A 13,626-nucleotide genomic window follows, 5' to 3' on the forward strand; every position below is an offset into this window, starting at 1 on the left:
ACTACTTCCTTGAGTCACTATGCCGATACAAGAAGATTTCTAACAAGAAATATGGTGCTTAATTAATGCTTTTATCAAAATAAACTCGTAACTTTGCACCGTTTAAACAAAATTTACGCACGACACAGACTCATGCCGTGCGTTTTCATTTGAAATCATAGAAATATAGAGAATGAGATTTGCAGTAATAGCAGCGGGCGAAGGCAGCCGTTTGGCGCAGGAAGGTGTCGAACAGCCCAAACCGCTGGTACCCGTATGCGGCGAGCCCATGATTGAACGCTTGCTGCGCATATTCGTCGACTGCGGTGCGACGGAAATAGTGGTTATCGTCAACGAATGGAGCACAGCAGTGCGCGAACATATTGAGAGCCTTGATCTTCCCGTGCCACTGCGCCTTGTTGTGAAGACCACACCAAGTTCAATGCACAGCTTGCATGCACTTTCGCCATATCTGCGTGGCGAACGTTTTTGCCTTACTACAGTAGACACCATCTTCCGCGAAGCAGAATTCAAGAAATACATACGCCACTTTGCTGCCACCACAGACATCGACGGATGTATGGCTGTGACACCCTTCGTCGATGACGAGAAGCCATTGTGGGTAGGCGTAGAGCAGCAGGTTGATGCCGACGGTGCAAGCATTCTCGACAAGCAAGGCTCACATCGTATGCCTCGTGTCACTGGTTTTCACGACAGTCAGGAGCAGGGCGACTATCTAATTTCGGGCGGCATATACTGTCTGGGCGACCGTGCTCTCGACGTGCTCGACCATTGTATGGAGAAGGGCATGAGCCGTATGCGCAACTTCCAGCGCCAGCTCGTAGCAGAAGGTTTGAAGCTCGAAGCCTATCCAATTAACAAGATTCTCGATGTCGACCATCGCGACGACATAGCCAAAGCAGAAGTTTTCCTTCGTCCGCTCGAAGGCAAGAAACTCGTGGGCGTATGCCGTGACAATGAGTATTCGCCAAACTGTGTCGACAACGATGCTGCCATCATGCATGCCGTTAAGGACAATCTGGAATTGCTTGGCGCTGAGGTTGAGATGTACAACGAGAAGGACTTCTACACCAAGGCAGAGACTATCGATGCAGCCCTGCAGCGTGCCGCCGACAATGGCATTATCGACAGCAATGAAGCCATAGCCAATGAGCATGCCGACGCATTCTTCAGCATGGCTCGCAGCAAGCGCGCACTCAACGCCCTCGACCGCATTGAAAAGAACGGTATTCCCGTAGTGAACAGCAGCGATGGCATCGACCGTTGCATACGTCGCACAATGACCGAGATGTTCATCGAGGGCGGTGTGGCTTATCCCGAAAGCCGTATCATCGAAAAGGGCAACTCCATGACCGACGGTATCGACTATCCTTTGTGGCTGAAGCGTGGTGACGGATGTGCCCAGCAGAAGGAGGATACATGCTACGTACAGTCGAAGGACGAGGCAGAGAAACTTCTGAACGACTTTTGGCAGCGTGGTGTAGAGTCGGTAGTGGTAAACGAGCACCTCAAGGGCGACCTCATCAAGTTCTACGGCGTTGAAGGCACCGACTTCTTCTACTGGTTCTATCCTTCTAAGTGCGGCCACCGCTCTAAGTTCGGTCTTGAAGTTATCAATGGCGATGCGCGCGGCATTATCTTCGACACCGATGCGTTGAAGCAGGAAGCCGACAAGGCAGCACTGATGCTTGGCGTGCCAGTATATGGCGGCGACTGCGTTATTGGCGACGACGGTTCGATAAAGATTATCGACTTCAACGACTGGCCAAGCTTTGCCCCATGCCGCGACGAGGCAGCATTCAATATAGCCATGGCTATACTCAACAAGATGTAAAACAGCGGAACCGGCAACACCCCAAACGTTACATCAAGAATTTTAATTAAACATTATCATATAAAAATGTCAAATTCAGAATTCAAGTCAACCCTCAAGTCGTCGGACACAGAGGAGCACATCGACATTTATTTCTATCGCCCGATAGGCTATCAGTGGGCACGCTTCTTCCGCATGCTGCACGTCACCCCCAACGTAGTGACTATTCTTTCAATATTCCTCGGCGTAGGAGCCGGCATCTGCTTCGGCTTCAACGATCTTCGCATCAACATCGTAGGTATTCTGCTGCTCATTTGGGCGAATATGTACGACAGCTGCGACGGTCAGCTGGCACGTCTCACCAATCAGAAGAGCGCGCTTGGACGTATTCTCGATGGTGCCGCAGGCGACTTCTGGTTCATCGCCATCTATGTAGCCATCTGCATCCGACTCATGCCCGAATGGGGCGTGTGGATATGGGTACTGTGCGTAATAAGCGGTTTCGGTTGTCACTCACGCCAGTGTCGTCTTGCCGACTACTACCGTCAGATTCACCTCTTCTTCCTCAAGGGCAAGGATGGCAGCGAGATGGACGATGCCTCAAAGCAGGTGGAGCTGTATCGCGAGATGAAATGGGGCAAGCAGCCGCTGCAGAAACTCTTCCAGTTCTTCTATGTCAACTATACAGCAGCCCAGGAGAAGGAGACACCGTGGTTTCAGAAACTCAAGGCTGCAATACGTGCCAAATATCCCGACCAGTTGCCCGAAAGCCTGCGCAATGACTTCCGCCAGGGCAGTCTGCCACTGATGAAGTACGCCAACTTCCTCACCTTCAACTGGCGCAGCATCACACTCTTCGTCAGCATTCTCATTGGCAAGCCGTGGGTTTATCCGGCAGTAGAGATTGTAGTGTTCACCGCCGTTTACTTCTATATGCACTATCGTCACGAGCGTCTGTGCCGCGAGGTACTTGCCAAGCTCGACAGCTACAAATAAAAACATATGAACAATAAGTTTCGCAATATATTCATGGCGTTCGGTATAATAGCCATTCTCATCATGCTCTGCACGATGAACATGGACTATACCGACATTTGGCACTATCTGCTCAAGGTGGGCATCTACTTCCCGCTCATCTTGGCTTTATGGCTGGTGGTGTACTTGGTCAACACATTGTCATGGTATCTTATCATCAATGACGAAGGGCGCTGTGAAGGGCTCTCGTTTTGGCGTGTCTACAAACTCACCGTCAGCGGATTTGCCCTCAACTACACTACTCCGTGTGGACTTATGGGTGGCGAGCCTTACCGCATCATGGAACTGAAGCCATACACCGGCGTGAGCAAAGCTACATCATCGGTTATATTATATGTGATGATGCACATCTTCTCGCATTTCTGGTTCTGGTTTCTCTCCATCTTCCTCTTCATCGCATTCAATCCCGTAGGATTGTCGATGGGCATACTGCTTACTGTAATCGGTGCATTCTGTATTCTTGCCATCTACTTCTTCTCACGTGGTTACAAGACGGGCATGGCACAGAAAGGCATACGTATGCTCACCCACATACCATTTGTAAAGGGATGGGCAATACGCTTTGCCGAATCGAAGAAGGAGACCCTCGAACAGATTGACTCGCAGATAGCCCTACTTCACCAGCAGCACAAGCGCACATTCTACTCGTCGCTGCTGTTCGAACTGTCAGCTCGCATACTGCAGAGTTTTGAAATCTACCTCATCCTTAAGGCTTTCAATGCCGAGGTGGGCATAGTTGACTCAATACTCATTCTCGCCTTCTCATCGCTGTTCAGCAACCTTATATTCTTTACGCCGATGCAGCTTGGATCGCGCGAAGGCGGATTGGCATTGGCTGTAGACGGACTGCATCTTACAGGTGCACTCGGTGTGTACACGGGACTTATCACCCGACTGCGCGAGCTGGTATGGATAGCTATCGGCATCATGCTGATTAAGATTGGCAACAACAAATTGCCCAAGGACACACCCAACAGCAACGAATCTTAACGACATACACATTTTACACATAACGGATATACATATGAAATCAAATAAAATACGAGGCATTATATTCGACTACGGTGGCACGCTCGACACACGCGGCGACCACTGGTCGGAAGTGATATGGGACGGCTACCAACAGTGTGGCATCGCCATCGACAAACCCTCCTATCGCGACGCTTATGTATACGGCGAACGGGCATTGGCTGTCAACCCTATCGTTACTCCCGAATTCCACTTCATCGACATACTGCGCGAGAAATTTCAGTTGCAGTTGCAATTTCTGTGCGGTTGTCCATTGTTTCCGACTGGCAAGGACGACGACCAGCGCCAGGCACAGCTCGCAACACATCTGGAAATGTCAGCCGATGAAATCGGCGACACAGCCATGCGCATAGCCACATGCATCAACGATGCCACCAATGCTCTGCTGCACGAAAACCGCAAGGTGCTCGAACGTCTGCGTCAGGCAGGTCTGCCTATGGTGCTCGTATCCAACTTCTACGGCAACATCCGCACAGTGCTGCGCGACGCTCATCTCGATGGTTTCTTCAAGGAGATTGTTGAGTCGGCTGTGGTAGGCGTGCGCAAACCCAATCCTGCCATATTCGCTCTCGGAGTGTGCGCTCTCGATTTGCCTGCCTCTGAAGTATTGGTGGTAGGCGACACCTACGGCAAGGATATTGTACCCGCTCATCAACTCGGATGCCATACCATTTGGATTAAAGGACGCCAATGGGAAGACAAGCCAGCCGATGAAAGCATTTGCGACGACGTTATAACACGACTCGAAGACATGCTTAAGTTTGTAAGTCAAAATGCATAGTTTGCATTTTGACTTACTCCAATTCTACTCAATATTCCGTTTTTCCTATTTTTTAGTTGCTATGGGAAAAATATTCAGAAAAATATTTAAATGCAAAAAGTTTTCATGTCCTATTTCACTTATTATTCTTAACTTTGCATTCTCTTAATAGACAATTAGGATACACATTTAATATAAAGGTAAAGGGTGAAAAGGTTTTTAAGTATTACATTGATGTTCTTTGTCTTGGCAATTGCAGCCAAGGCACAGATTACCGGTGAAATTTATGACAGCGACGGATATCCTATTCCGTTGGCAAGCGCTATATATAAGGGTCACCATGTGGCAGCAGCAAGCGACATGGACGGCAAGTTTACCATTGCGCGACACAATGGTTGGGAACTCACATTCAGTAGCGTAGGCTTCATTCCGCAAACTATCAAGGTTGGCCCCAACACTCCTTCACACATGAAGATTGTGCTCAAGGAGGACTCTAAGACTCTTGGCGAGGTGGTTATCAAGCAGAAGCGCGAACGCTACTCACGCAAGAACAACCCTGCCGTAGAGCTTATGAAGCGCGTAATAGCAGCCAAGAAGCTGTCGCATCTTGAGAACAACGACTACTATCAGTACAACAAATATCAGAAGATAACGCTCGCTCTGAACGATATCAAGCCCGAAGACCTTGTAACGGGCAAGTACAAGAACAAGTCGTATGTGAAAGATCAGATTGAAACATCGCCTTACAACAACAAGCTCATTCTGCCCGTCAGCGTGGAGGAGACCGTTACGCAGCACATCTATCGCAAGAATCCTAAGGAGGAGAAGGACATTATCAAGGGTCAGCGCCAAGAAGGTGTCAACAACCTGCTGCAGACGGGCGAGATACTGAACACGTTGCTTAAAGAGGTGTTTACAGATGTCAATATCTACGACGACCACATGCGTCTGCTTCAGTATCAGTTTACGTCGCCCATCGGCGAGACTGCAATCTCGTTCTATCGATTCTATATCCAGGACACTGTATATGTCGACCGCGACCTGTGCTACCATCTGGAATTCATTCCCAACAACCAGCAGGACTTCGGATTCCGTGGCGAACTGTACGTATTGGCCGACTCGTCATTGCACGTCAAGAAATGCTCGTTCACTCTGCCTAAGTGCACCGACGTAAACTTCGTGAGAGACATGAAGATTACGCAGGAATACACCCAATTGCCCAATGGCGAATGGGCGCTGTCGGTAGACGACCTCACCACCGAGATACACGTCAACAAGATGATAGGCGACCTGCTTGTCACCAAGACGACGCGCTACGACGACTATGCCTTCGACGATTTGCCCAACAAGCTGTTCAAGGGCAAGGCAAAGGTAAAGCACGAGGTAGATGCGATGATACGCGACGAGGCGTTCTGGAACCAGTATCGTGCCGTAGAGCTTACCAAGGGCGAGTCGTCGATGAATGCCTTCATACATCGTATGGAGCAGTCGAAGAACTTCAAGTGGATTATCTTCGGATTGCGAGCATTCCTCGAGAACTTCGTCGAGACTGGTTCTACACGCACCAAGTCGATGTTCGACTTCGGTCCGGTCAACACCATCATCTCAAACAACTTCGTCGACAACTACCGCTTACGTCTCAGCGGACGTACCACAGCCAATCTCAACAAGCACCTCTTCTGGAAGGGTTACTACGCTTACGGTACAAAGTCGCACAACCACTACTATGGCACAGAAATAACATACAGTCTGAACAAGAAGAAGAATGCGCCGTTCGAATTCCCGCAGCGCAACATCATCTTCGAGACTGGCTACGATGTTATGTCGCCTGCCGACAAGTTCCTCATGCACAACAAGGATAATGTATTCATGTCGTTGCGTACACAGAAGGTTGAGCAGATGTACTTCTACAACCGCCAGAAACTCTCGTTCGACTACGAGACCGACTGGGGATTGTCGTTCAACGCGTCAATCAAGGCTGAGAGCAACACACCAACCGGCGACCTCACATTCATGAAGATGCCAGGTGCTGTGACCAATCCCGATGCCGACGGCAACGAATTCGTCCACAAGATACGCACTACTGAGGCTAAGCTTGGCGTGCGCTACTGTCCCGGACAGACCTTCATCAATACCAAGCAGCAGCGTTGGCCTGTCAATCTCGATGCTCCTGAGTTTACATTGAGCCACACTATGGGCATCAAGAACTTCCTTGGTGGCGAGTACAAGCTCAATATGACTGAGGCAAGCATATACAAGCGCTTCTGGCTCGGATCGTGGGGCTACGTCAACACTCACCTTATCGGTGGTGCACAATGGAGCAAGGTACCGTTCCCGCTCCTCATCATGCCCCCTGCCAACCTCACCTACTTCGAGATGGAGAATACCATGTCGATGCTTAAGAACATGGAGTTCCTAAGCGACCGCTACGCCTTTGCGTCGGTTTCGTGGGACCTCAACGGCAAGCTGTTCAACCGTCTGCCACTCATACGCAAGCTCAAATGGCGTGAATGGGTATCGGTAAAGGGAATGTGGAGCACACTGACCGACAAGAACAACCCGCTGCTTGAGCAGAACCAGAACTCTACTATGCTCTTCCAGATGCCTGAAGGAGCGTCTGTAATGGACAAGAAGAAGCCATACTGGGAAGTTGTAGTAGGCGTACACAACATCTTCAAGTTCTTCGCTATTGACTACGTTCGTCGTATGAACTACAACGGACCTGGCATCAAGAAGAACGGAATACGCTTCATGTTTATGGCAAGTTTCTAAAAGCATCAAGCTTATGGTTTTATTTGCAGACAGACAGGATATAACACGCATCGGACTGATGCACGTCGCCAGCACTATGGAATGTGCTGGCGAGTGCAAATATGTTGAAGACAAGGCTTCGCTAATCGAAGCCTTGACAGCCGTGCCCGATGCCATAGTAGTGCTCGACTATACCATGTTCGACATCAACGACCTGTCTGAGCTGCTCATCATTACACAACGGTTCGGTAGCTCGCACTGGGTGCTGTTCAGCGACACCCTGAGCTACGAATTTATGTCGCGAGCCGTGGCTACAAGCCGACAATTAAGTATTGTGATGAAAGACTCACCCATTGGCGAGATTCGCTCAGCATTGCAATACGCCCTACAATATCAACGATACATCTGCCAACGAATAGCCGAGATGCTGCTCAATCCGCCGACCAACGACGAGCAACAACCCGAGTTGGCTAATCTTACAAAGACCGAGACTGAGATTCTGAAGCTTATAGCTCTTGGACTTACCACAAAGGAGATTGCCGAGCGACGCTTCTCGTCGTTCCACACTATCAATACACACCGCAAGAACATATTCCGCAAACTTAGTGTCAACAACGCTCACGAGGCTACAAAACTGGCACTCAGAGCTGGACTGGTAGACAGTGCGGAATATTATATATAATGAAATGAGGCTACAGCATTCACGCTATAGCCTCTTTTTTTATAATTTTGTGCAAACGATTGTCCTGATTTTTTGATTGTTTTTCATTTATTAAGTTGTTTCATATTACTTTATATCCCTATTTTTGCAACATAATCGATAACTTAATAACTGTTTTCAACAAACCTTTTATGATTAACAACAAACTTAAAATGTGGGCATTTCTACTGCTTATGCTCATCGCTATGCCAACAATGGCAGACGATTTCAACAGTCAGCGAACGGATTTTCGCGACGAAAGTATCTACTTTATGATTACCACCCGTTTCTACGATGGCGATCCAAAGAACAACGTGTTGTGTTGGGATAACAAACAATGTCAGATCGAGACTGGCGACCCATGTTGGCGAGGCGACTTCCAAGGCGTTATCGACAAACTCGACTACATCAAGGCACTTGGCTTCACAGCTATCTGGATTACTCCAGTAGTGCAGAACGCATCGGGTTACGACTATCATGGCTACCATGCCATGGACTTCACACATGTCGACTGCCGCTATCAGAGCGGTGACGGCTCGAAGAGTGGCGACGTAATGTTCCAGGAACTCATCGACAAGGCACATGCCAAGGGCATCAAGATTATACTTGACATCGTGCTCAACCACACAGGTAACTTTGGTGAGGAGAATCTCTGCAAGGAGTTTGAGCGCAACACCAAGCTTCGTAACCAGGCTGAAATCGACGCTTGTATGATTCCTAACAGCGATATGCTTGGCTCCGACTATCTCACAATTGTAGGTGCTCAGCAGTACCAGCGCCGTTTGGCCTTGATGAAGAATACAGATGGACAGAACCACGACATACACAACTACTGGCACCATACAGCCAACAACTGGAACTGGGACTTCCCCAGCCGTTGGATGGGTCAGATTGCTGGCGACTGTGTAGACCTTAACACTGAGAACGACGAGGTGGCACAGTATCTCGTAAAGTGCTATGGCGAGTTCATCAAGATGGGTGTCGATGGTTTCCGTATCGATACATCCGGCCATATCTCTCGCTTGACATTCAACAAGCAGTTCATTCCTCAATTTACAGCACTTGGCGAGCAGTATAAGAGCAAGCGCTTAAACCAGGCACCTTTCTTTATGTATGGTGAGGTTTGTACTCGTATGAACGATGTCACCTACAGAGGTCAGGCAAACCTCTCTTGCTACTTTTATACCTGGAAGTCGGACGAGGACTTGCTCAACAAATGGGATGGAAGCAAAAGTTACTGGGATAGTCAGGTGGTTCCTGAGGGTTCTGAGCCAGTAGGTCCACAACTGCTTTGCTTGGAGGAGACTACTTCTCCAAAGAGCAACAATGCCAAGATGCTCAATGGTGCATGGCACGAGCCGGACTATTCTCAGTCAAGCGGATTCAACGTCATTGACTTTCCAATGCACTACAGCTACAACACTGCCCAACAGGCTTTCGGATTGGCAAGCGGCGACGAGTGCTATAATGACGCTACTTACAATGTAGTATATGTAGATAGCCATGACTACAGTCCAGGTCCAAACGACACAAACCGTTTTGGTGGTACAGATGCTCAGTGGGCTGAGAACCTCTCTCTCTTGTTTACCTTCCATGGTATTCCTTGTATCTATTATGGTTCTGAGATTGGTTTCCGTCGTGGTAAGGTAATTGATAAAGGCCCTAATGGTCCTCTCTCAAACACTGGTCGTGCCTACTTCGGTGGCTACATCACAGGCGATGTTGAGGCAACAGACTTCGGTAAGTACACAGCTTCTGGCAATGTCAATGCAACTCTCAACCACGATCTTGCTCAGCACCTCATTCGTCTTAACCAGATTCGTCAGGCTGTTCCTGCACTGCGTAAGGGTCAGTGGACCGTCGATGGATGTACAGCAGCTAATGGCGGTATTGCTTTCAAGCGTGCATATAAGAAAAGCTACGCTCTCGTAGCCCTCAATGGTGGTGCCACATTTACAGATTGCCCTGAAGGCACATATACTGATATTGTTACTGGTAAGACATATACTGGTTCTACTATCACCGTAGACGCTCCTGCAACACAGGGTCAGGTGCGTGTACTTGTAAAGGATTGGACTGGCGGCGTTGTAGGCGAAGATGGTCCATTCATCTACACTACTTCTGCCAAGAGCAAAGATGGTCAGGCTTACGACGGTCAGGAAGAGGCAGGCACCGATATATATTATGGTAGCGAAGACATAGAGCAGGATGCAGCAGTTGTATTCAATCCTAATGGCGGCAACTTCCGCACAGAGACCGTTACCGTTACTGCAACTCTCAACGATGGCGCAACAAGCGGCTGGTATCAGATTGAAGGTGAGGACAAGGTAGAACTCTCAAGCGAAGGCTCAACATTCACCATTGGCGCAGACATGAAGTTTGGTGACACCAAGAAAGTAAACTGGGGTGCAACAAACGACGATGGTACCGAGTACAGTGGTTCTATTACATACAGAAAGGTAGATCCTAACGCTTCTATCATCGTTTATGTCAAGGCAGACAAAGCACCTAACCTCTATGCATGGACAGCTGGCGGTGAGGCAGCCAAGGCTCTCAATGGCGAGTGGCCAGGCAAGCAGATGTCAGCTAAGGCAACTGTTGAAGGTGTAGAGTATTATATGTTCGTTGCTGACGGTGTAGAGTCGTTCAACATGATTCTTAACAATGGTGGTAGTGCACAGACTGGTGACATTACTGGCATCACAGCTACAACATTCTTCTCTTACGATGGTGGCTCTGGCTACAAGGTACTTAGTGGTATTCCTGTTCCCGAACCGAACCCGAATCCTAATCCAAATCCTAATCCTAATCCAGAACCAGACCCAATACCTGTCCCCAATCCAACTGGCAAGTTCTATGTTTACTTTGCAGCTCCTACATCATGGACAACAGTTAAAACATGGGTATGGAACAGTAACTTGGGTGACGACAACAACTACACTGGTGGCAACTGGCCTGGTGAGGATTGTGTCAAGACCTCTAAAACCTACAACGGCATGAGCATTTGGATGTGGGAGTATAAGGGCGACAAGACCGATATGCCTACACACATCATCTTCAACAATGGTAGTGGTGAGCAGACAGCCGACCTTATCTATCAAAACGGCAAGTGCTACGACTTCAATGGTGTTAACAGCTCAATCCCAATCACAACAGCCAGCAACGGCATCAACGCTGCTGCTGCCAAGACAATGGTTAAGGTATACACACTCAATGGTGAATGTGTTGGTGTAATGTCCGATCTTAACTCTGCAACCTACACTCTCCGTCCTGGCATCTATATTGCCAACGGCAGAAAGTTTGTAGTTCGTTAATGTTCATAGTTAGTTAAAATAAAATGAGACTATAGCGAAAGTGCTATAGCCTCATTTTATTTTTATTCTAATATTGTGTCAATGTAATGGGATGAAGATTACTTAACGATCATCTTCTTGCCGTTCTCAATAACAACACCCTTGTATGACTCGTTAACACGCTGACCAGCGAGGTTGTAACGAACACCCTTCTTGGCATTGTCTACGGTGATGTTGTTGATGCCAGTTTCAACAGTAGGATTAACAGTAATGTCAGAAAAACACAAACAAACATTTGCTTTAGCTGTTTTTCTGTAAACTGTGAAAGTAACTTCATCAGCTTCACCAGTCCATGTCCAATCACGTGTTTTCTTGTCCATTGTTAATGTACCAGTTGAAGCCTTAAAATCACCGGCACCCTTACTTCCAACAACAGGAGCAGTAAAAGTAATCGTTTTTATTTTTTCTCCAGACTTAGAAATTACGATATCTGAACCTGCAGGTGTTTCCATATTCTTTCCACCATATATCCAAATACAGCCAGTTGCTTTATCATTATTATTAGCGTCATACTGATAATATCTCATTGTAGCGCTTGGTTCATTCTCTACAAACTTCATTGTGACATCGTCAACAGTAAACACGCCATTATTGGCTTGTTTAGATGACAAATACAAAACATCCTTTGCAGCTGGAACAAGTCTATCCATAAGTTTCTTGAAGTTGAATGTTGTCTGAGCGTTAACTGCACCAGCAACCATCATAAGTGCAGCAACAAAAGCATAGCGTAAAGTTTTAATCATAATTTTATTGTTTTAGTTATAAAAAATATTTGCAGTAGTATTGGCGGAGCCGAAACGACTTCCGGCTACCGCCAACAATTTAATAATGTAGAGAATTATGTTCTGAGTCAGTTATTACTTCTTAGCAGCAGGCATTGTTGTGTTCACAACGATCTCGCTGAAGCGGAGCACACCAGTCTTGCCCTCAGGACGGCTAACAGTGAAAGTAACCTCCTTGGCATCGCCAGTCCAAACATAGTTCTTGGTCTTGCGCTCAAACTTCAGAGTACCGCAAGAAGCGTTCAATTCGCCAGCGCCCTGCTCCACCGGAGTAGCTACGAAAACGATGTGCTTCATATTCTCCTTGCTGTTAGTCAACTTGATAGCCGATCCCTCAGCGTTCTCGTTGTCCACCTTGCTACCATACAGACGGATACAAGCGTTCGACTTAGCTGCATCACCAGTAAACATCTGGTAAGCAGGAGAAGAGCTATAGTTGCCCGGGATAATGGTCATTGTTACGTCGCCAACAGTCTGTACTCCAGCACCTGCTTCCTTATTCATAAGATAAAGAACGGGCTTGTTAGGCTGAAGACAAGGCTCGAAAATGTTCTTGAAGTTGATTGTTGTCTGTGCTGATGCGCCACCGCATACAAGCATCATCAATGCTACCAATGTAAAACGCAAAGTTTTAATCATAATGTTTTCGGTTATTAAATATTAGTAAATTAGTATTACTTGTAATTTTTAGTATTCTCGTTACTTTTAGTATTATAGTTACTTTTAGTGATGCAAAGTTAAGAAAATATATTGTTATCGCAAATTTTAGAGCCCAAAAAAAAGATACAATTTAATACAAACTATGTACAAGTACGTACAGTGAAGCATATTAATAGGGGTGAGGCAATAATTAACGATACATAAACGGGCTGTAAGCCCAATATCCTCCATAACCCCTTCGTAGCGTTTGTATTTAACGACAATAGTGACAATGATTGACTATATTATTAATGATAATCATGGGAGCATTGGACAATGTAGCCTGTCCTATTGTCGAACATTGTCAACATTGTCGTTTTAACAACAAGGAGCTTGATATTTTTGTATTTAACAACAAGGGGCTTGATATGTTTGTATTTAACGACAATAGTGACAATGGTCGACAATGATTTTATGATATTCGATTGACAATGATTTTAATGATATAAAAAAAGGTCTCCAAAGTCGTTAGACCTTGAAGACCCAAAGTAAAGAAGGCAGCCACCTACTCTCCCGCATTGCATTGCAGTACCATCGGCGCAAGCGGGCTTAACTTCTCTGTTCGGAATGGGAAGAGGTGGGACACCGCCGCAATAACCGCCTAAAGTTTTTTCGCTTCGCGGAAAAACTCAATTTTGAATTTTGAGTTTTGAATTGTCCGCTGCGTATAAGTTAGACAAATTGATTAGCAAAACTTGTTGTTA

The 13,626-nt window shown here is 47.0% G+C and carries 9 protein-coding genes and 1 rRNA gene; 7 read left to right on the forward strand and 3 right to left on the reverse strand.

Annotated features, from left to right (window positions below; translation table 11 throughout):
- Window positions 1-172 precede the first annotated feature (172 nt).
- The 7 genes from I6E49_RS05485 (at window position 173) to I6E49_RS05515 (ending at window position 11,402) form a co-directional block, all read left to right on the forward strand.
- Window positions 173-1,834 (forward strand): NTP transferase domain-containing protein, encoded by a 1,662-nt coding sequence (locus I6E49_RS05485; protein ID WP_235400905.1) that lies wholly within the window; start codon window positions 173-175, stop codon window positions 1,832-1,834.
- 66 nt (window positions 1,835-1,900) lie between these two features.
- Window positions 1,901-2,809, forward strand: a complete 909-nt coding sequence (locus tag I6E49_RS05490) for a CDP-alcohol phosphatidyltransferase family protein (RefSeq protein ID WP_235393499.1) — start codon at window positions 1,901-1,903, stop codon at window positions 2,807-2,809.
- A 6-nt stretch (window positions 2,810-2,815) separates the two neighbouring features.
- Window positions 2,816-3,838, forward strand: coding sequence for a lysylphosphatidylglycerol synthase transmembrane domain-containing protein (locus I6E49_RS05495; RefSeq protein WP_235400906.1), 1,023 nt, complete (start codon window positions 2,816-2,818; stop codon window positions 3,836-3,838).
- 34 nt (window positions 3,839-3,872) lie between these two features.
- Window positions 3,873-4,658 carry an HAD family hydrolase gene (locus I6E49_RS05500; protein ID WP_235400907.1) on the forward strand — a complete coding sequence of 262 codons (786 nt, stop codon included), beginning with the start codon at window positions 3,873-3,875 and terminating at the stop codon, window positions 4,656-4,658.
- A gap of 213 nt (window positions 4,659-4,871) precedes the next feature.
- The gene (locus I6E49_RS05505; RefSeq protein ID WP_235400908.1) at window positions 4,872-7,409 is read left to right on the forward strand and encodes a DUF5686 family protein; all 2,538 of its coding nucleotides are present in this window, start codon (window positions 4,872-4,874) and stop codon (window positions 7,407-7,409) included.
- A gap of 13 nt (window positions 7,410-7,422) precedes the next feature.
- Window positions 7,423-8,070: a response regulator transcription factor gene (locus I6E49_RS05510; protein ID WP_235400909.1), complete on the forward strand. Its 648-nt coding sequence runs from the start codon at window positions 7,423-7,425 to the stop codon at window positions 8,068-8,070.
- A 170-nt stretch (window positions 8,071-8,240) separates the two neighbouring features.
- Window positions 8,241-11,402 carry an alpha-amylase family glycosyl hydrolase gene (locus tag I6E49_RS05515; protein WP_235400910.1) on the forward strand — a complete coding sequence of 1,054 codons (3,162 nt, stop codon included), beginning with the start codon at window positions 8,241-8,243 and terminating at the stop codon, window positions 11,400-11,402.
- 98 nt (window positions 11,403-11,500) lie between these two features.
- Here the strand turns inward: I6E49_RS05515 and I6E49_RS05520 are convergent, their stop codons facing one another.
- The 3 genes from I6E49_RS05520 to rrf form a co-directional block, all read right to left on the reverse strand.
- Window positions 11,501-12,184 carry a hypothetical protein gene (locus I6E49_RS05520; RefSeq protein ID WP_235400911.1) on the reverse strand — a complete coding sequence of 228 codons (684 nt, stop codon included), beginning with the start codon at window positions 12,182-12,184 and terminating at the stop codon, window positions 11,501-11,503.
- Between the two features lie 114 nt (window positions 12,185-12,298).
- A complete protein-coding gene (locus I6E49_RS05525) occupies window positions 12,299-12,862 on the reverse strand; it encodes a hypothetical protein (protein WP_235393493.1) in 564 nt (187 codons plus the stop codon).
- 552 nt (window positions 12,863-13,414) lie between these two features.
- Window positions 13,415-13,527: ribosomal RNA gene (rrf, locus tag I6E49_RS05530) — 5S ribosomal RNA — on the reverse strand.
- Window positions 13,528-13,626: the final 99 nt, after the last annotated feature.

Source organism: Leyella stercorea (assembly GCF_021531655.1).

Coding starts and splice junctions, on each gene's coding strand:
- I6E49_RS05485 (WP_235400905.1), top strand. CDS start 173: ATGAGATTTGCAGTAATAGCAGCGGGCGAAGGCAGCCGTTTGGCGCAG.
- I6E49_RS05490 (WP_235393499.1), top strand. CDS start 1,901: ATGTCAAATTCAGAATTCAAGTCAACCCTCAAGTCGTCGGACACAGAG.
- I6E49_RS05495 (WP_235400906.1), top strand. CDS start 2,816: ATGAACAATAAGTTTCGCAATATATTCATGGCGTTCGGTATAATAGCC.
- I6E49_RS05500 (WP_235400907.1), top strand. CDS start 3,873: ATGAAATCAAATAAAATACGAGGCATTATATTCGACTACGGTGGCACG.
- I6E49_RS05505 (WP_235400908.1), top strand. CDS start 4,872: ATGTTCTTTGTCTTGGCAATTGCAGCCAAGGCACAGATTACCGGTGAA.
- I6E49_RS05510 (WP_235400909.1), top strand. CDS start 7,423: ATGGTTTTATTTGCAGACAGACAGGATATAACACGCATCGGACTGATG.
- I6E49_RS05515 (WP_235400910.1), top strand. CDS start 8,241: ATGATTAACAACAAACTTAAAATGTGGGCATTTCTACTGCTTATGCTC.
- I6E49_RS05520 (WP_235400911.1), bottom strand. CDS start 12,184: ATGATTAAAACTTTACGCTATGCTTTTGTTGCTGCACTTATGATGGTT.
- I6E49_RS05525 (WP_235393493.1), bottom strand. CDS start 12,862: ATGATTAAAACTTTGCGTTTTACATTGGTAGCATTGATGATGCTTGTA.